This is a genomic window from Pseudomonas sp. GL_090 (assembly GCF_057837765.1).
The window spans coordinates 3,824,238-3,842,684 of sequence record NZ_CM174452.1 but is presented as its reverse complement, the minus strand read 5'-3'; the positions used below and the strand labels follow the sequence as shown (position 1 = coordinate 3,842,684).

General features: G+C 54.7%; 13 protein-coding genes and 4 pseudogenes. 14 read left to right on the top strand and 3 right to left on the bottom strand.

Annotation, left to right across the window (positions count from 1 at the left end):
* Positions 1 to 16 precede the first annotated feature (16 nt).
* The 11 genes and pseudogenes from AC3ITA_RS17170 to AC3ITA_RS17120 all read left to right on the top strand — a co-directional run bounded on the left by AC3ITA_RS17170 (position 17) and on the right by AC3ITA_RS17120 (position 10,586).
* Positions 17 to 388, top strand: a complete 372-nt coding sequence (locus tag AC3ITA_RS17170) for an AHH domain-containing protein (RefSeq protein WP_489280804.1) — start codon at positions 17 to 19, stop codon at positions 386 to 388.
* Between the two features lie 9 nt (positions 389 to 397).
* A complete protein-coding gene (locus AC3ITA_RS17165) occupies positions 398 to 994 on the top strand; it encodes an imm11 family protein (RefSeq protein ID WP_150674135.1) in 597 nt (198 codons plus the stop codon).
* Between the two features lie 305 nt (positions 995 to 1,299).
* Positions 1,300 to 2,379, top strand: a pseudogene (locus AC3ITA_RS17160) (RHS repeat domain-containing protein); the annotation flags it as partial.
* An 81-nt stretch (positions 2,380 to 2,460) separates the two neighbouring features.
* Positions 2,461 to 2,769, top strand: coding sequence for an HNH endonuclease (locus AC3ITA_RS17155; protein WP_130904582.1), 309 nt, complete (start codon positions 2,461 to 2,463; stop codon positions 2,767 to 2,769).
* 13 nt (positions 2,770 to 2,782) lie between these two features.
* Positions 2,783 to 3,274, top strand: a complete 492-nt coding sequence (locus AC3ITA_RS17150) for an SMI1/KNR4 family protein (protein ID WP_489277997.1) — start codon at positions 2,783 to 2,785, stop codon at positions 3,272 to 3,274.
* Between the two features lie 574 nt (positions 3,275 to 3,848).
* Positions 3,849 to 6,131 (top strand): annotated as a pseudogene (locus AC3ITA_RS17145) (RHS repeat-associated core domain-containing protein); the annotation flags it as partial.
* Positions 6,132 to 6,144: 13 nt separating this feature from the next.
* Positions 6,145 to 6,462, top strand: a complete 318-nt coding sequence (locus AC3ITA_RS17140) for a hypothetical protein (protein WP_150674136.1) — start codon at positions 6,145 to 6,147, stop codon at positions 6,460 to 6,462.
* Between the two features lie 44 nt (positions 6,463 to 6,506).
* Positions 6,507 to 7,925: pseudogene (locus tag AC3ITA_RS17135) on the top strand (RHS repeat domain-containing protein); the annotation flags it as partial.
* A gap of 7 nt (positions 7,926 to 7,932) precedes the next feature.
* Positions 7,933 to 8,544, top strand: a complete 612-nt coding sequence (locus tag AC3ITA_RS17130; protein WP_150674137.1) for a DUF1963 domain-containing protein — start codon at positions 7,933 to 7,935, stop codon at positions 8,542 to 8,544.
* 85 nt (positions 8,545 to 8,629) lie between these two features.
* Positions 8,630 to 9,610: a YiiG family protein gene (locus tag AC3ITA_RS17125; protein WP_489277994.1), complete on the top strand. Its 981-nt coding sequence runs from the start codon at positions 8,630 to 8,632 to the stop codon at positions 9,608 to 9,610.
* 88 nt (positions 9,611 to 9,698) lie between these two features.
* Positions 9,699 to 10,586 carry a hypothetical protein gene (locus AC3ITA_RS17120; RefSeq protein WP_150674139.1) on the top strand — a complete coding sequence of 296 codons (888 nt, stop codon included), beginning with the start codon at positions 9,699 to 9,701 and terminating at the stop codon, positions 10,584 to 10,586.
* 75 nt (positions 10,587 to 10,661) lie between these two features.
* Here AC3ITA_RS17120 and AC3ITA_RS17115 read toward each other — a convergent pair.
* From AC3ITA_RS17115 to AC3ITA_RS17105, 3 genes and pseudogenes are all read right to left on the bottom strand, one after another.
* Positions 10,662 to 10,904, bottom strand: a pseudogene (locus AC3ITA_RS17115) (hypothetical protein); the annotation flags it as partial.
* Positions 10,905 to 11,131: 227 nt separating this feature from the next.
* The gene (locus tag AC3ITA_RS17110; RefSeq protein WP_046042521.1) at positions 11,132 to 11,764 is read right to left on the bottom strand and encodes a response regulator; all 633 of its coding nucleotides are present in this window, start codon (positions 11,762 to 11,764) and stop codon (positions 11,132 to 11,134) included.
* A gap of 8 nt (positions 11,765 to 11,772) precedes the next feature.
* Entirely contained in the window at positions 11,773 to 13,143 is a 1,371-nt protein-coding gene (locus tag AC3ITA_RS17105) for a cache domain-containing protein (RefSeq protein ID WP_150674141.1), read from the bottom strand.
* A gap of 336 nt (positions 13,144 to 13,479) precedes the next feature.
* Here AC3ITA_RS17105 and AC3ITA_RS17100 point away from each other — a divergent pair, with 336 nt between their 5' ends.
* The 3 genes from AC3ITA_RS17100 to katG all read left to right on the top strand — a co-directional run bounded on the left by AC3ITA_RS17100 (position 13,480) and on the right by katG (position 18,307).
* Positions 13,480 to 15,537, top strand: coding sequence for a carbon starvation CstA family protein (locus tag AC3ITA_RS17100; RefSeq protein ID WP_095942940.1), 2,058 nt, complete (start codon positions 13,480 to 13,482; stop codon positions 15,535 to 15,537).
* 2 nt (positions 15,538 to 15,539) lie between these two features.
* The gene (locus AC3ITA_RS17095) at positions 15,540 to 15,737 is read left to right on the top strand and encodes a YbdD/YjiX family protein (RefSeq protein ID WP_007976534.1); all 198 of its coding nucleotides are present in this window, start codon (positions 15,540 to 15,542) and stop codon (positions 15,735 to 15,737) included.
* Between the two features lie 314 nt (positions 15,738 to 16,051).
* Positions 16,052 to 18,307, top strand: a complete 2,256-nt coding sequence (gene katG, locus AC3ITA_RS17090; protein WP_414928937.1) for a catalase/peroxidase HPI — start codon at positions 16,052 to 16,054, stop codon at positions 18,305 to 18,307.
* Positions 18,308 to 18,447 lie beyond the last annotated feature (140 nt).

Here is an 18,447-nt window from a genome sequence, read left to right as displayed (position 1 = left end):
GAAGTTAGGTAACAACATGGGGATGAAATCTGGCGATGGAATGGCAAATCATCATTTGGTACCCGAAGAATTGATTAAAAGTACTCAATTCAAAAGTATGTTTGACAGATTGAAGAAAATTGGCTGGGATCCTGATGGGGCTTCCAATGGCATTTTCCTGCCTGGTTCCAAAGAACTAGCCCAAACTACTGGCATGCCGGGGCACTGGTCGAATCATGGTCAGTACACTGAGGCTGTAAAAAATAAACTCGTAAAACTTAACAATAACTTAAGTAGTTTGACCGACATGGATCTTGCGCTGGGCGTGAAAAATGTCCAAACGTGGGCCGCTCAGGGGCTTGAAAGCGGACTATTCAAACTTGATTCTATAACTGGTCGGCTGCTTTGAGGTGAGAAAATGAAAGATCTATATATCATTAAGTACGAACCAGATGGTGAAGGGGCGCCCTATTTTTTTGATTTGAATTGGGTTCCCGATTTACCAACTTTTCACTATCCAACCGAAAATCCAAGGCTTGATATATTAAGTACTCACTACCGAGCTATGGCTGACATTCCACAGCTAAGGGCAGATTGGTTGCCTGATCATTTTTTAGCGTCCAAGGCCTTTTTAGCTGTTTGTGATTTTTGTGAGTGTAAATATGTGAGCCGGCCAGTTGAACTTTTTGTTCATGGCGAGGCTAAGCAGGATAAGGAATATTTTTTCTTCGCTGTTATCGAAAGGTTGAGGGCCATGGATTTGGATAATTCCTCTTTTGTACTCGATAATAATGTGAAAATAGAGGGTCCCGATTCGAGAGGCCTAAATTTTGAACGTATTGATAGGCTTGTAGTTGCGGAAAATATTGATTCTGACTTGTTCTATTTTGAAGAAATTAACGAAGTTGTCTGCTCTGCACGCTTCTTGAATGAGTGTGTTAATAAAAAAATATATGGCCTGGGTTTTAAAAAAATAGATGATAGTTATCAATATGCGCCTTGGGATGATTTTTAGCGGCGGATGACTCTTCTTCAGATAGCATAGTTTTTAAGAAAAGTCAGCCGAGTAGCTATGCGCCATTGGGGGGTGGATCAGGAGGACGGTTGAGAATTCCAGATTTATTTCCTCTATATCGATCAGAATGGTTCACCTTTTGAGATAATCTGTAGAGTTAATCAAGTTCTTTAAAATTTAATCTATTGAGTGGCTGTAAGCTTCACCTCAGTCACTCTTTTGTTCATTTATTGCATTGTGTGCGTCATTAATTTCGAATGTCGGCCTGACCTGAGGAGTTTCTATTTTCCACCCTCGCGGTCATGATCAGCGACATCAAGCGCGACGACCTGCACCGCGAAGTCCTGCGCACCCAAGGCACGCTCACCAGCTGCTTCGGCTACGACGCCATGGGCCGCAAGAGCTGGCAGTTCGCCTCGCGCCTGCCGGCGGAAAAACTCTCGAAAATCCACAACCCCGGCATCCAGCCCGACCTGCTGGTGGAGCACGCCTACAACCCGATCCACCGCCGTCACCAGTACGACCCGGCCGGCGAGTTGACCCGCACCCTCGACAAACTGCGCGGCGAGATCAAGTACCAATACGAAGCCAACGGCCAGCTGCACAGCCGCGACACCGGCCGGCTGATCGACAGTGAAGAATTCCGCTACGACGCCGCGGCGAACCGGCTGAACTTCAACACCAGCCAGTTTGACCACGTCAAAGACAACCGCCTCCAGCGCTGGCGGGACCAGGAATATGCCTACGATGCGTGGGGCAACCTGATCGAAAAACGCAGCGGCATGGGCAAGCTGCAGACGTTTGGTTATGACTGTGAAAATCGCTTGGTGCGGGCTGAGACGTTGGTTAATGGCAAGCTGGAAAGTACCGGTGCGTATCGGTACGACAGCCTCGGGCGGCGGGTGGCCAAGGTTTCAGAGGTCAACGGCAAGACCGAGCAGAAGCACTTTTTGTGGCAAGGCTTGCGGATGCTGCGCGAAGAGCGTCCGGGGCAGAGCAGTCTGTACCTGTATGAGCCGGGGAGTTATGCGCCGTTGGCCCGGGTGGATCAGGCGGAAGGTGAAGCGCAGAAGCTTTATTACTTTCATACCGATCAGATTGGTACGCCGTTGGAGATGACTGACCGTGAAGGGCAGATTGTCTGGCAGGCGACGTACAAGGCGTGGGGTTCGGTTGAAAGGCTGGCGGTCAATGACGTCGAACAGAACCTGCGGTTTCAGGGGCAGTATTTCGACGACGAGACGGGGCTGCACTACAACACGTTTCGGTATTACGATCCGGGGGTGGGGCGGTTTGTTACGCAGGATCCGATTGGGTTGGATGGGGGGCTCAACCTCTACCGTTACGCCCCTAATACGAACGTTTGGATTGATCCGTGGGGTTGGGCTTTCAAGGGCGTTGACTTTACGGGCTCTCCTGATTTGTTTCCGGTGACCGGTAATCAAAAAAATATCGTTTCAATCACAATGCAGGGTGCGAGGGGACGGGACTTCACCCAGGCATATAAAGAGGCAGGTATCAAAGCTTCGGCAGCCGATGATTATACTTGGCATCACGTTGATGACTTTGATCCGAAAACCGGTAAGACCACTATGCAGTTAGTCAAAACATCAGCCCATGAAGCGACATTTCCACATGGCGGCTCTGTAGCTCAGTTTGAAAAGCATTTCGGTCTACCTTCTGGTTCTTATGGCAATACTGATGCTGTAGGTATCTCGCACTCTAAGGGCTGGCTGAATGGGCGGGCTCCGAAAGCTGCCTCTACAACTTGTTAGTAAGGAGACAATGATGGGTGTACTGAAAATGTCGAAGTCCGATCCGAAAGTGAATAGCTCTGATCTCAGTTTGCTGGAGGACGAGATCGGACATACATTGCCTGAAGGCTTTAAAAATTTTTATTTAACTCATAATGGTGGGGTTGCAGATAGAGATTGGTGGGATAGTGGTGATGAATATGAGCCTGTTCGAATAAAGAAATTTAAAGCAGTTGCAGCTAGTGGTGCTTTGGATGCTGCAGAGTCAAAATATTTAAGCGGCTGTTATGCAGCGATGACCTCTAAAAATGTGATACCTAAAACATTGCTGCCGTTTGCGACTGACGATGGTGGTAACTTTTTCTGTCTGGATTTGACTGATGGTGATGTATGTTTTTACGCAACTGATTCCTTTGATTCGAATAGTAGTTATGCCGCCAATCATGCAAAGGCCTATCGTTGGCTCGCAAGTTCGTTTGACGCTTTTGTTGAAGGTTTAAAGGACGAATCTGAGATCGACCTGTAAAATCGAAGGCCAGAGGAACTGTGACGTCACCAGGTCAGGAACAGTATTTAAAGGTGGTGCGGACCAAATACTAATGCCGCAAAATTGGCCGGAAAGTTGGATTGTAGGTATCAGAAATATAAGCGCTATATAAGGGGTGTGAGATGAAAAAAACTGAGTTGATTGATTTGTTGCGAGAAGTATTGAATGAGCTTAAACAAGTTCAGGTAGTGCGGGGAGGGACGGATCTTCACTCTATTATTGAAAATTACGAAAGGGTTATAGTTCTCTTGCTTGGAGGTGCTTTGACCGATAATTTAATCAGGTTTTCGCCTAGTATTTAGATATATATAGTGATTATGAGAGCCCGCTGCTTGAAAAAATGGATTTTGCACAAAAAGAGGTTAATAGTTTTTTGGTTGTCAGACCTTGAGTAATTGATATTTTTCGACGCTATTTCTGTTTGTGATGCGGTCACTAACGCTTTCTGTCGTTCGCTCTTTCAAAACTCATTGAAAAAGTGGCTGCCAACATTGTCTCAATCACTTTCTTTATATTAATAATCGACGCCAGCCGCATGCCCAAATGCCTGTAGTGGAACACCCTGGCCCAGGTCGAACGCTTTCAGGATTGCTCGGGTAAAAACACCACCTACCGCTTCGACGAGCGCCAGCATCTGGTCGCCGTCACCGACGCGCTGGGCCAGACCACCACCCTGGAACGCAAGCCCGACGGCGAAGTGCTGCGCATCAAACACCCGGACGGCAGCGCCGAATCGTTCACCTATAACCCCCTCGGCCAGGTGCTGACGCACACCGACGGCAAGGGCCAGACCACCCGGCTGCTACGCAACGCTCGCGGTCTGCCGAGTAGCCGTCAGGACGCCAAGGGCCAGCGCATCCGCTACGAATACGACCCGGCGATTCGCCTGACCGCGCTGATCAACGAAAACAACGCGGCGTACCAGTTCACCTACGATGCCTCGGACCGGTTGATCGAAGAAAAACGCATCGACAACCTGACCCGACGCTTCAGCTATAACCTCGGCGGGCATCTGACCCAGGTCGACGAAACCGGCTACGGCGAACGCGGTGAGCGGCCACAGCGCCGCACCGAATTCGAGCGCGACAGCATTGGCCGGCTGCTGGCCAAACTCAATGCCGATGCGCGTCAGGATTATGTGTACGACGACGCTGATCGCCTGCAGTCGATCCAGCGCCAGCCGACCGCGCAGGGTAAGCAAATCGGCGTCAACGAAGAAACGCTGGAATTCGCCTACGACCTGCTCGGCCGGCTGGTCCAGGAGACGACACCGCAAGGCGCCTTGTCCTACGAATACGATCCACTGAGCAACCTCACCACCCTGACGTTGCCCAGCGGCCAACACCTCAATCACCTGTACTACGGCAGCGGCCACCTGCACCAACTCAACCTCGACGGCCAGCTCATCAGCGACATCGAGCGCGACGACCTGCACCGCGAAGTCCTGCGCACCCAGGGCACGCTCACCAGCTGCTTCGGCTACGACGCCATGGGTCGCAAGAGCTGGCAGTTCGCCTCGCGCCTGCCGGCGGAAAAACTCTCGAGAGTCCACAATCCCGGCATCCAGCCCGACCTGCTGGTGGAGCACGCCTACAACCCGATCCACCGCCGTCACCAGTACGACCCGGCCGGCGAGTTGACCCGCACCCTCGACAAACTGCGCGGCGAGATCAAGTACCAATACGAAGCCAACGGCCAGCTGCACAGCCGCGACACCGGCCGGCTGATCGACAGTGAAGAATTCCGCTACGACGCCGCGGCGAACCGGCTGAACTTCAACACCAGCCAGTTTGACCACGTCAAGGACAACCGCCTCAAGCGCTGGCGGGATCAGGAATATGCCTACGATGCGTGGGGCAACCTGATTGAAAAACGCAGCGGCATGGGCACGCTGCAGACGTTTGGTTATGACTGTGAAAATCGCTTGGTGCGGGCTGAGACGTTGGTCAATGGCAAGCTGGAAAGTACCGGATCGTATCGGTACGACAGCCTCGGGCGGCGGGTGGCCAAGGTTTCAGAGGTCAAGGGTAAAACCGAGCAGAAGCACTTTTTGTGGCAAGGCCTGAGGATGCTGCGTGAGGAGCGTCCGGGGCAGAGCAGTCTGTACCTGTATGAGCCGGGGAGTTATGCGCCGTTGGCGCGCGTCGACCAGGCAGAAGGTGAAGAGCACAAGCTTTACTACTTCCATACCGACCAGATTGGTACGCCGCTGGAGATGACTGACGCGGGCGGGAGCATTGTCTGGCAGGCGACGTACAAGGCGTGGGGGGCGGTTGAGAGACTGGACGTAAACGAAGTCGAACAGAATCTGCGGTTTCAGGGGCAGTATTTCGACGACGAGACGGGACTGCACTACAACACGCTTCGGTATTACGATCCGGAGGTGGGGCGGTTTGTTACGCAGGATCCGATAGGATTGTTTGGGGGTTACAATCTCTACAGCTATGCTCCAAACACGACTGCATGGACTGATCCGTGGGGATGGGAATGCATACCAAACAAAGTGGCCGGCTCTGCTCGAGAGGCTAGGGCCAAAGCAATATTCGAGAAACGTTACGGTAAGAAAAATGTTCTCGGCGAAAGGTATCTACGTAATGCTGAGGGGAAAATAGTCAAGGACCCGTTAACTGGTGAGGGGCGTCGAGTTGATTTTGTTGTTAAGAATACTGATGGTTCCGGCACAGCTAAAGAAATTACAAATTTGACCGCTTCGAAATTTGCGCAGCTGGAAAAAGAAATGAGAATTCGAGAGGCGGGTGGAGTTTTTGTGCGCGAGCCGGGTACCAAAAAATTGATTGAAGTAACTGATGTGTCGACAGTGATTCGTGCAAGGTAATAGGAGTTTGGTAATGAGTGATCTGGATTTTACTTTGTGCAGCATACCGATGCTAATGACTAGAAATAAAAGCGCCGAATATCAGAGGCAGATAGTTGTGCGGTATACAGTTTTAATGAGTTTCCTTAAGGTGCGTGGTCTGATTTTTAAGGAGCCATTTGATAGTGATGGTAATTTGAAGATGGATTTGGTTATAAAAAAATCAGATGTTACCTCCCAATGTCTCGAACTATTCAAGAAGGCAGTTCCAGCTTGGCACGCCTACGTGGATAAAGGTGGAGATATTAATAATACAAGCAAGATTGAAAAGGCGTTGGCTAAAATTCCATGAGTTTTATCTAATTAAGTGGCTGGGAATTTGCTCTCAGTCACTTCAGCTGCTTCGGCTACGACGCCATGGGCCGCAAGAGCTGGCAGTTCGCCTCGCGCCTGCCGGCGGAAAAACTCTCGAGAATCCACAACCCCGGCATCCAGCCCGACCTGCTGGTGGAGCACGCCTACAACCCGATCCACCGCCGTCACCAGTACGATCCGGCCGGCGAGTTGACCCGCACCCTCGACAAACTGCGCGGCGAGATCAAGTACCAATACGAAGCCAACGGCCAGCTGCACAGCCGCGACACCGGCCGGCTGATCGACAGTGAAGAATTCCGCTATGACGCTGCGGCGAACCGGCTGAACTTCAACACCAGCCAGTTTGACCACGTCAAAGACAACCGCCTCCAGCGCTGGCGGGATCAGGAATATGCCTACGATGCGTGGGGCAACCTGATTGAAAAACGCAGCGGCATGGGCACGCTGCAGACGTTTGGTTATGACTGTGAAAATCGGTTGGTGCGGGCCGAGACGGTGGTCAACGGCAAGCTGGAAAGTACCGGTGCGTATCGGTACGACAGCCTCGGGCGGCGGGTGGCCAAGGTTTCAGAGGTCAAGGGTAAAACCGAGCAGAAACACTTTTTGTGGCAAGGCTTGCGCATGCTGTGGGAGGAGCGACCGGGGCAGAGCAGTCTGTACCTGTATGAGCCGGGGAGTTATGCGCCGTTGGCGCGGGTGGATCAGGCGGAAGGTGAGGAGCAGAAGCTTTATTACTTTCATACCGATCAGATTGGTACGCCGTTGGAGATGACGGACGCGGACGGGAGCATTGTCTGGCAGGCGACGTATAAGGCGTGGGGGGCGGTTGAGAAGCTGGCGGTCAATGACGTCGAGCAGAATTTGCGGTTTCAGGGGCAGTATTTCGACGACGAGACGGGGCTGCACTACAACACGTTTCGGTATTACGATCCGGAGGTGGGGCGGTTTGTAACGCAGGATCCGATTGGGTTGTTGGGTGGGGTCAATCTTTACCAATATGCTCCTAGCGCTATTGGTTGGATTGACCCTCTAGGGCTAGCTACACTTTTCGAATTAGGAACATATGGTGAGTTAAACGGGGGGACGCACATAGGAGATGGTATGCAGGCGCACGAACTCCTTCGCCATGAGTACTTGGTGCAACAAAATCTTGCTGAAAAAGGAACTAGACTCTCAGGGAGTCCATCTATTGCTCTTGATCTAGATCATCACACTAGAGGGCCTCTAAAAGATACTAGAGGTGTAGGTGGAGCTCATTGGCATGAAACACAGATCCGTGGAAGTCAAGGTCTCGGCAGAAACGAGTTTGCGCCTTCTCTCAAACGGGAGCTAGATATAACCTCCGGTGCTCTTAGGAAAAGCGGCGTGCCTAGTTCACGGGTAAAACAACTTAAAAGAATCGCGAAAAAATTCCATAACAGTCTTGGTACTTGCAGATGAGATCAATATGATAACGGTAAAGCAAATTATTCCATCGGGTGGCGTAGTTACTAACTCTGGTTTGACTTTTGGCGGGAGCAAGGCTGAGGTCGAAGATTGGCCGGTTAACCCTGATGGTGAGCCGCTTACTCTGGTCGCTACTATTGATTTTTCTAAAATTCAAGGTATTGAGTGTGCAAAGAATGTCCCCGGCCAAGGTAAATTACACGTATTTACCACCTACAGTAAATCAGATTATTTTCTTGAAAATGTGACATACAGTGGCGATCCTTCAGAGTTAGAGACAATATTAAGTGGTTATACTCTAGTCGTCCGCGGGCAAGGCGGTGTATTTCAAGAAAGTCCTGTTGATAGCATTCCTGAGACTGCGACGGAGTTGAAAGATAGAGATATAGGTGCAGACGATTTTCCTGTTTTTTCTATGATATCAAATGTAGTCCCGCATGGCGTTATTCTTCCCGATGTGTTTCTTGCGGAATACGATTTTTTGTGTCAGTTCTATTCCTCGGACTTTTCAGACCCATTTAAGGATATTTTCTATCTTACCGATGCTGTTGGTTATCTGTTCTTAAAAAAAGATAGGAGTGGATCCGGGGTATTTTTTGTTCAGACAGCCTAGACTTTGTCTGAGGGGGCAGGGGGTTGTATTGGAAATTCGTTTGGGTTGAAAAAGATAAGATTCAGTATGAATAGGGAAATATAACATGCACTCAAGAAATATGCTGGCAGGGATGTTGATGTTGTTAGGGGTTTTTCTGAGCGGATGTGACAAGTCCGACAATGCCCAAGGCGTTGCGCCCCAGAATCAGGCACACCAAGCGGAGAAGAATTCAAGCCAGGCGGAGATAGAAAAATACAACATATATGTTGAAGCCGCGAACAAGGGTGGAGATTTTGCCTCCACGCTGGAGAAGCGTAAGGTCGAGTATTCTGAAACGCTCGCGTCAGGCAAGAAACTGACGAGTTACTACATGTTCAGTGGTTATGACATTAGCATTTTGCAGGAAAATCTTAACAAGGCATTGCAGCTCTCCTACCCAATGCCAGAGCTCGATGACCCTGCGAAAAGCATGATTGTGGCGCTGGCAAAATTGCAGCCAATTCACGCAGAACTCGCCAACTATGCCAATTCCAAAGGATACCTGAGCGATGGCGGGAAAAAAGCCAGGGAAATGGAGCCATTGCTGGAGGCTGCCTTGGAAGATGTCGCCATGGAGCAGGCGAAGTTTTATGACGGTATCAGCAAGCGCGACGAGATCAATACCAAGGCCGCCTTTGATAACTCCGAGAAGGACAGTTTGGGTTATTACCGCGCGGGGATCGTGCTTTATGCCAAGCAATCTGTACGCTTATCCGATGAGTTTTTCCGGTCTGCTGGGGCGCAAGAGGCTGCCAAAGCGTTCGAGGACAGTTTGAATAAGACTGCCCAAATGATCGAAGGCTGGGACAAGAAAGGCAAATCTCAGACACCAGCGCTCAAATGCAGTGTCTTGCTCAATGATTTGAACCGTTTTGTCGGTAAAGGGCGTGAAGCGATCAATACGGCAAGAAACGGTGGCTACAAGCCTGATGAACAACGACAAATGATGTGGAAAATGAATAATCCCATCCTGCGAGACGCCAAATCTCTTGGGCAGTCCTTTGATTCTGTGATCAACGGCCTGAACCGTACAACCTGTATCTGAAGCCTCGTAATGGAATCGACAGTGTATTTGCAGGCTCCAGTCTGGATTACCGTGTTTTTAAATCAACTACTAGGGAAGTAATCACCTTATGCAGCAATCAACCACACACTCTCCCACCGAGACAGGTCAACTGATCCAAACCTACCACCATGGCAAGGGCTTTCTGGTTTTCACGCTGTTGTTCGGCATCATCATGTTGTGCCTGTCAGGATTTGTGTTGTACCTGGGTACCATCCTGCCAGCGGGCAGTGCTGGGGCGAACACCAGTCGTGATTTCAGTCCGCAGTTCTGGATCTATTCTACTAGTGGCTTACTGATAGTCATTTCGGCAGTTCTATTCGGACTTTATGCGTGGCAGAAGAAGTTGCGCGCGACCCATTATGAGGTTTATGAGCACGGTATTGTTGCTATTAGCGGAGCTGATCATCAATACACGGCGTTTGCTGAAATAGAAGACCTGTATCTGTTCAGTTCGGGACAAACCGCAATCTCTGGCTTGATCACTAACTTGGCGTATCGTCGTAATGATAGTGAGCCATTTCATCGAGCTATCGCGTCGCTCAAAGGTTTTTTTGAGTTTCAGGAACTGGTGCGTGAGCTGCACGTCCGCGAGCGTTTGCCGGTTGTGATGAAGGAGCTTGAGTCTGACGGTGCAGTGACTTTCAACTATGTGCCTACCGGACAGGTATGGCGCAAGCGAATTGCGGGGGACTTCCTGAATATCACTACTCGGCCAATCATTATGACACGTGAGTTTCTGAAAGTTGAAGGTAGTGAAGTTCCGCTGTCGACACTTTCCACAGTTGATTTAAATAAGTGGACCGAGATGGTCACTATCAAAGATGCAACCGGCAGACAGATTCTATCAACAGTATGCACCGGCATCATGAGCCATGACCTGTTCCTCACGACTCTGGATGTGCTGCTGGATGCTCAACGGGCAAGCAGCGGTGAGGCTGTTCCGAGCCTGGCCTGAGGATCTCTGACCATCACAAAAAACCGGCTGATCAGGCCGGTTTTTTTGTGGGACCGCAGTAGAGCGCCTTATTCAGGCAGTGCGATTCTGGATCAGACGATCCGAGCCACCTTCGGCAACGCGGTTTTGCAGGAGCTTGTCAGAGCCACCTTCGGCAACGCGGTTTTCGATCAGGCGATCGGAACCACCCTCGGCCACACGGCTTTCAATCAGACGATCCGAGCCGCCTTCAGCGACCACAGGTTGAGCGGAGTTTGCGGCGAAAGCGTTAACTGCGAAAACCGAGAAAGCGATGCTGAGGAGGGTCTGGCGTTTCATGATCGTGTGCTCCGGGGGTACTTATGGGTTGGTATGGAGCAGATGTTACGCCGTGGATTTTTTAAGAGAACTTCATTGAGTTGATGGTGACTATCGACGCAGTCAATGGCTGATTCGCTGATCCTTGTGGGAGCGAGCCTGCTCGCGATGGCGGTGTGTCAGTCGCGATGGATATTGAATGTGCCGGCCTCTTCGCGAGCAGGCTCGCTCCCACAGGTTTCGAGGTGTCAGCGGGAGATGAGCCCATGATCAAGGGCGTATTTGACCAACGCCGCCGGCTTGTCGATGTTGAGCTTGCGCCGAATGCTCAAGCGGTGTGTCTCCACCGTGCGCACGCTGATGTCCAGTTCCCGGGCCATTTCCTTGTTGTTCAAGCCTTGCGCCATTTTCGACAGCACCTGGCTTTCCCTCGGGGTCAGTTCGTTGTCGGTGTTCCTGTCGGCGATCAGGCGTTGGGCGATTTCGGCGCTGTAGAAGGTTCCGCCGCTGCTGATGGCTTCGATGGCGGCGATGATTTCCCGTGACGGGGCGTTTTTCAGCACGTAGCCGCTGGCCCCGGAGCGCACCGATTCACTGACGTATTCGTAATTGTCGTACATGCTCAGCACCAGCACCTTGAGCGACGGGTACTGGCTGCGCAGCACGCGGGTCAGTTCCAGGCCGTTCATGTCCGGCAGGCTGATGTCGACCAGCAGCAGGTCGGGCTGGCAGCGGCCGACCATCTCGATGGCCTCGGCGCCGTTTTCCGCTTCGCCGACCATTTCCAGGGGCGACATCACGGCCAGCAGCGCCTTGATGCCGTCGCGGACCAGGGAGTGATCGTCGACCAGGGCGACGCGGATCGGGGAGGGCAGGTTCATGCAAGGTTTCACTCTTGTAGTTTTGCGCCAGGTTTCATCGGCAGCCGTACGTCCAGCTCACTTCTGCCCGGCATCGAGATCAAATCGAAGCGCCCGCCAAAATGTTCGACGCGTTCGCGGATGTTACGCAAGCCAATGCCCGCCTGACGACGTTCGACCTGGGCGACGTTGAAACCGATACCGTCATCGACCACCGTCAGCCGTACGGATTCGTTGCAGCCGCGCAGTGTAATGGACACGTTCTTCGCCTGCGCATGGCGTTCGATGTTGGTCAGTTCTTCCTGGACGATGCGGAACAGCGACACAGCCGCGCCGTCGACCAGTTGGCAGTCGAATTCATTTTCGTCATAGGTCACGGTCAGCCCGCTGCGCTGCTCGAACTCAGCGGCCAGTTGGCCGATGGCTGCCGGCAGGCCGAGGGTGTCGAGCAAGGATGAGCGTAGGTCGTGGGAGAGGCTGCGCACTTCACCGATGGCATCGCCCAGGCGCTCGGTAGCGTCCTTTAGCGTGCTCAAGCCCTTGTCGTGGGCTTGTCCGCGTTCCAGCAGATGGCTGGCCAGTTCGAACTGGAACTTGATCGAGACCAGCACCTGGCTGATGCCGTCGTGCAACTCGCGGGACACCCGGGATCGTTCTTCCTCCTGCAGGCTGACGATGCGCTGGGTCAGGCGCTGCAGTTTCTTGTCCGCCAGGCGATGTTCGCTGACGTTGAGGGTCATGCCGGTGGCGAACACGAACAGCACCGCGACCAGGGCGACCACGGCGATGGCCATCATGGTCTTGCGGATGCCCATGGCCACTTCGGCACGGGCCTGCTGGGTGGCGCGTTCGACGTCTTCGAGGTAGATGCCGGTGCCGAGCATCCAGCCCCAGCGATCGAGCATCACTACATAGGCGAGCTTGTCGGTCACCTGGCCGGAGGAGGGCTTGTTCCAGGCGTAGCGTTGAAAACCTTCACCCGATTGCGCGCTTTTGAGCAGCGCCTGGATCACCGGCAAGCCGTGGGGATCTTTCATGTCCCACAGGTATTGGCCCACCAGTTCCGACTGGCGTGCATGCATCAGGCTGCGGCCTTCGTGGTCGTAGACGAAAAAGTAGCCGTTGATGCCGAAGCTGAGCTTGCGCAGTTCCTCCAGCACTTGTTGCTGGGCATGGGCATCGCCGTGGCCGTCGTCGTACAGAGGCTCGATCAGGCTCTGGGCCATTTCCACGTAGTTCTTCAGCTCCGCGCGCTTGCTCGCCAGAATGCTGTCTTCGATCAGCTGCGCCTGTTGGTCACCCAGTTGGCGATTCAGGGAAATCACCAGGGCGCAAATGACCGCAATGGCCAGCACCAGCGGCAAAATGCCGAGGGCGACGATCTTGTGTTTGAGCTGCATGTTCACTCCTGCCCGCGCGAGGGGTGGGGATCATATGCCAAAGATACGCATTGTAGGAGCGAGCTTGCTCGCGAAAAAGGTACGGCCGACGCGACTCGGCGCCTGAAATACCATCGCGAGCAGGCTCGCTCCCACAATTGATCGTGGATCGCCCCAGAGTCAATGGTCAACCCACAGAAGATCGGTATCGTCTACGTAGAACTACGTAGACGCCACGTACGTAGTAACGCGGATTTATTTGTGGACGCCATGCGCAGATATTGGGCCAGCTCCGCACTGCGGACACAATTATAAAAATTACCGCCGCAGTCACTGGCTGTCGGCAGGAGACACGCTATGCCCCGTCTGGCTAAACACCTCGCCTGGTTTGCCGTGGCTGTCCTGGGAGCGATTGCGCTGAGTGTTGTGGCCCTGCGCCGCGGCGAAGCGATCAACGCCCTGTGGATCGTAGTCGCAGCCGTCGCCATCTACCTCGTTGCCTACCGCTACTACAGCCTGTTCATCGCCAATAAAGTGATGCAGCTCGACCCCAATCGGGCCACACCGGCTGTGCTCAATAACGATGGTCTGGACTACGTGCCGACCAACAAACACGTACTCTTCGGTCACCACTTCGCCGCCATCGCTGGTGCAGGCCCTCTGGTCGGCCCGGTATTGGCGGCGCAGATGGGCTACCTGCCCGGCACGCTCTGGCTGATCGCTGGTGTGGTGCTGGCCGGTGCGGTTCAGGACTTCATGGTCCTGTTCATGTCCACCCGCCGCAACGGCCGCTCCCTGGGCGACATGGTCCGTGAAGAAATGGGCCGCATCCCCGGCACCATCGCGCTGTTCGGCTGCTTCCTGATCATGATCATCATCCTTGCGGTGCTGGCGCTGATCGTGGTGAAAGCCCTGGCCGAGAGCCCGTGGGGGATTTTCACGGTGATGGCGACCATCCCGATCGCGATGTTCATGGGCATCTACATGCGCTACATCCGCCCGGGTCGCATCGGCGAAATTTCGGTGATCGGCGTGCTGTTGCTGCTGGGTTCGATCTGGCTTGGCGGGCAGATTGCCGCGGATCCGGTGTGGGCCAAGGCCTTTACCTTTACTGGTCTCCAGATCACCTGGATGCTGATCGGCTACGGTTTTGTCGCAGCGGTGTTGCCGGTGTGGCTGATCCTGGCGCCCCGTGATTACCTCTCCACCTTCCTGAAGATCGGCACCATCGTCGCCCTGGCCATCGGCATCCTGGTGACCATGCCCGAGCTGAAAATGCCGGCCCTGACTCAATTCATCGACGGCACCGGCCCGGTATGGAAGGGCGGTCTGTTCCCGTTCCTGTTCATCACCATCGCCTGTGGCGCGGTATCGGGTTTCCACGCGCTGATCGCTTCCGGCACCACGCCGAAGCTGCTCGCCAGTGAGGGGCATGCCCGTTACATCGGTTACGGCGGCATGCTGATGGAATCCTTCGTGGCGATCATGGCCATGGTCGCGGCTTCGGTCATCGATCCGGGTGTGTACTTCGCCATGAACAGCCCGGCCGCTGTAGTCGGTGCCGATGCGGTAGCCGTTGCACAAACCGTCAGCAGTTGGGGCTTCGCCATTACCCCGGAAGCCCTGCAAGCGGTGGCCCATGACATCGGTGAAACCACCATCCTGGCCCGTGCCGGTGGTGCGCCGACATTGGCGGTGGGGATCGCGCAGATTCTGCACCACGTGTTGCCAGGCGAGAACACCATGGCGTTTTGGTACCACTTCGCGATCCTGTTCGAAGCGCTGTTCATCCTGACCGCTGTGGATGCCGGTACCCGTGCCGGTCGATTCATGCTGCAGGACTTGCTCGGCTCGTTCGTTCCGGCGCTGAAACGCACCGAATCCTGGACCGCCAACCTGATTGCCACCGCCGGTTGTGTGGCCATGTGGGGTTATCTGCTGTACCAGGGCGTGATCGATCCGTTGGGTGGCATCAACACCCTGTGGCCACTGTTTGGTATCTCCAACCAGATGCTGGCCGGTATCGCGCTGATGCTCGGCACCGTGGTGCTGATCAAGATGAAGCGCCAGCGTTATGTGTGGGTGACCTTGCTGCCGGCCGTGTGGCTGCTGATCTGCACCACCACCGCCGGCTTCATCAAGCTGTTCGACGCCAACCCGGCGATCGGCTTCCTCGCACTGGCGAAGAAGTACAGCGATGCGCTGGCCAATGGTCAGGTGCTGGCCCCGGCCAAGAGCATCGACCAGATGCAGCACGTGATCTTCAACGCCTACACCAACGCGACGCTGACCGCGCTGTTCCTGTTCGTGGTGTTCAGCATCCTGTTCTTTGCACTCAAGGTCGGTATTGCCGCCTGGGGCACCAAGGAACGCACGGACAAGGAAGCGCCATTCCAGGCGCTGCCGGATGCCTGATCATGTTCAATGACCTGAGTCGCCTCGGTAAATACCTCGGTCAGGCCGCGCGCCTGATGGTCGGCATGCCCGACTACGACAACTACGTCGAGCATATGCAGACCAAGCACCCGGACAAACCGGTGATGGACTACGAGGCGTTCTTCCGCGAGCGCCAGGAGGCCCGTTACGGCAGTAAAGCCGGACCGAAGTGCTGTTGAGAGAAACGAAAAAAACCGGCTGAAACAGGCCGGTTTTTTATTGCGTGCAGTAACGGCGTGGACATTTCAGGCCCCGTGGGTCATGGAAGCTTTGCCAACCTCCAGACTGATTTGAGCTGTTTATCAGCTATCTCCCCCAAATGAAGCGACAGTTTCCCCGACCGGTACTTTAATGGATGGTCTGGAGCGACTGATCACTGGGCCGTCATAGCCTCAAGGCTATGGATCCCATACCGAAAAGCTATTTCTTCAATCGGTGATCCGGATCCACGCTTAAGGATGGTTAGCTGAAAACAAAATCAAGAGGAGATGCCATGTCAACTGAATCGAAATGCCCGTTCAATCACGCCGCTGGCGGTGGCACGACGAACCGCGACTGGTGGCCGAACCAACTGAATCTGAAGATCCTGAGTCAACACTCGCCCAAGTCTGACCCGCTGGGGGGCGACTTCAACTACGCCGAAGCTTTCAAGAGCCTGGACTTCCAGGCGCTGAAAAAAGACCTGACTGCGCTGATGACCGATTCCCAGGACTGGTGGCCGGCGGACTTCGGTCACTATGGGCCTCTCTTTATCCGCATGTCCTGGCACGCCGCGGGCACCTATCGCACCGGTGACGGCCGGGGTGGCGCCGGCTCCGGGCAGCAGCGTTTTGCACCGCTCAACAGCTGGCCGGACAACGTTAGCCTCGACAAGGCCCGTCGGCTGCTCTGGCCGGTCAAGCAAAAGTACGGCAACAAAATTTCCTGGGCCGACCTGATCGTCCTCGCCGGCAACGTCGCACTGGAATCCATGGGCTTCAAGACCTTTGGTTTTTCCGGCGGCCGCCCGGATGCCTGGGAACCGGACGAGGACGTCTACTGGGGTTCTGAAAGCAAGTGGCTGGCCGGAGACACGCGCTACGGCAAAGAGGACAAGCCGGTACAGAAACCTGGCGACGTCCCGCTCGTGGCCGAGCCGGGGCGCAACGAGGACAGCCGGACCGAGGAGGGACGCAATCTGGAAAACCCGCTCGCCGCGGTGCAGATGGGCCTGATCTACGTGAACCCGGAAGGTCCGGAAGGCGAGCCGGACCCGGTCGCATCGGCCAAGGATATCCGCGAAACCTTCGGCCGCATGGCGATGAACGATGAGGAAACCGTAGCGTTGATCGCCGGTGGCCACGCCTTCGGCAAGACCCATGGCGCCGGGCCTGCCGACAACGTCGGGCCAGAACCTGAAGCCGCTGGCCTGGAGCTGCAAGGCCTGGGCTGGAAAAGCACGTTCGGTACCGGCAAGGGGGCCGACACCATCACCAGCGGCCTGGAAGTGACCTGGACCACCACGCCGACCAAGTGGAGCAACAACTACCTGGAAAACCTGTTCGGTTTCGACTGGGAACTGACCAAGAGCCCGGCCGGCGCCCATCAGTGGAAGCCGAAGAACGGCGCGGGTGCCGGGACCATTCCGGATGCCCATGATCCGTCCAAACGCCGTGATCCAACGATGTTGACCTCTGACCTGGCCCTGCGTCTGGACCCGATCTACGAGCCGATTGCCCGGCGCTTCCTGGCCAATCCCGATCAACTGGCCGATGCCTTCGCTCGCGCCTGGTACAAGCTCATTCACCGTGACATGGGCCCGCTCTCGCGTTACCTCGGCCCGGAAATGCCAAACGAGGAGCTGCTGTGGCAAGACCCGATCCCTGCTGTCGATCATCCGCTGGTCAATGACAGCGATGTGGCGAGCCTGAAAAGCAAGGTGCTGGCATCCGGGCTGACGGTCTCGCAGCTTGTATCTACAGCTTGGGCGGCGGCTTCCTCTTTCCGTGGTTCCGACAAGCGCGGCGGTGCCAACGGCGGACGCTTGCGCCTGGAGCCGCAGAAGTCCTGGCAGGCCAACCAGCCAGAGCAACTGGCCCGCGTGCTGGCAAAACTCGAAAGCATCCAGAACGAGTTCAACAGTGGCGGCAAGAAAATCTCCCTGGCCGACCTGATCGTGCTCGCCGGTAATGCGGGCGTTGAACAGGCAGCAAAAAACGCCGGCCACAGTGTGACGGTGCCGTTCAGCCCGGGCCGCATGGACGCCAGCCAGGAACAGACCGATGTCGAATCCTTCGGTTTCCTGGAACCGATTGCCGACGGTTTCCGTAATTACCTGAAGCAACAGTACCGTGTTCCGGCCGAAAAACTGCTGATCGACAAGGCACAACTGCTGACGCTCAGTGCGCCGGAAATGACGGTACTGTTGGGCGGGCTGCGGGTGTTGAACACCAATGTCGGCCAAAGCAAACACGGTGTGTTCACCTCACGGCCGGAAGCCTTGACCAATGACTTCTTCACCAACCTGCTCGATATGGGGGTGGAGTGGAAGCCCGTGTCGGATGCCCGGCAAGAGTATGAAGGGCGTGATCGCAAGACCGGTGCCGTGAAGTGGACGGGGACCCGGGTTGACCTGGTCTTTGGTTCCAATGCGCAGTTGCGTGCGTTGGCCGAGTTCTATGCCACCGCCGATGCGCAACAGAAGTTCGTCAAGGACTTCGTCGCTGCGTGGACAAAAGTGATGAACCTGGATCGTTTCGATCTGAAATAGGGGAGGTTGTCGTAACGTTGGTATTGCCGGCAAAAAGTACCCCGGCTCGCCCTCCGGCTCCTGCATCAGCGGAGGGCAGCCAGCGGCCATAAACCTTGGCGATCAGGGTCCAAGTCTTTGTGGCCGAACTGCTTGGCGAC

Excerpts from the sequence above, each read along its gene's own strand:
- AC3ITA_RS17170 (WP_489280804.1), top strand. The coding sequence starts at position 17 with ATGGGGATGAAATCTGGCGATGGAATGGCAAATCATCATTTGGTACCC.
- AC3ITA_RS17165 (WP_150674135.1), top strand. The coding sequence starts at position 398 with ATGAAAGATCTATATATCATTAAGTACGAACCAGATGGTGAAGGGGCG.
- AC3ITA_RS17155 (WP_130904582.1), top strand. The coding sequence starts at position 2,461 with ATGCAGGGTGCGAGGGGACGGGACTTCACCCAGGCATATAAAGAGGCA.
- AC3ITA_RS17150 (WP_489277997.1), top strand. The coding sequence starts at position 2,783 with ATGGGTGTACTGAAAATGTCGAAGTCCGATCCGAAAGTGAATAGCTCT.
- AC3ITA_RS17140 (WP_150674136.1), top strand. The coding sequence starts at position 6,145 with ATGAGTGATCTGGATTTTACTTTGTGCAGCATACCGATGCTAATGACT.
- AC3ITA_RS17130 (WP_150674137.1), top strand. The coding sequence starts at position 7,933 with ATGATAACGGTAAAGCAAATTATTCCATCGGGTGGCGTAGTTACTAAC.
- AC3ITA_RS17125 (WP_489277994.1), top strand. The coding sequence starts at position 8,630 with ATGCACTCAAGAAATATGCTGGCAGGGATGTTGATGTTGTTAGGGGTT.
- AC3ITA_RS17120 (WP_150674139.1), top strand. The coding sequence starts at position 9,699 with ATGCAGCAATCAACCACACACTCTCCCACCGAGACAGGTCAACTGATC.
- AC3ITA_RS17110 (WP_046042521.1), bottom strand. The coding sequence starts at position 11,764 with ATGAACCTGCCCTCCCCGATCCGCGTCGCCCTGGTCGACGATCACTCC.
- AC3ITA_RS17105 (WP_150674141.1), bottom strand. The coding sequence starts at position 13,143 with ATGCAGCTCAAACACAAGATCGTCGCCCTCGGCATTTTGCCGCTGGTG.
- AC3ITA_RS17100 (WP_095942940.1), top strand. The coding sequence starts at position 13,480 with ATGCCCCGTCTGGCTAAACACCTCGCCTGGTTTGCCGTGGCTGTCCTG.
- AC3ITA_RS17095 (WP_007976534.1), top strand. The coding sequence starts at position 15,540 with ATGTTCAATGACCTGAGTCGCCTCGGTAAATACCTCGGTCAGGCCGCG.
- katG (WP_414928937.1), top strand. The coding sequence starts at position 16,052 with ATGTCAACTGAATCGAAATGCCCGTTCAATCACGCCGCTGGCGGTGGC.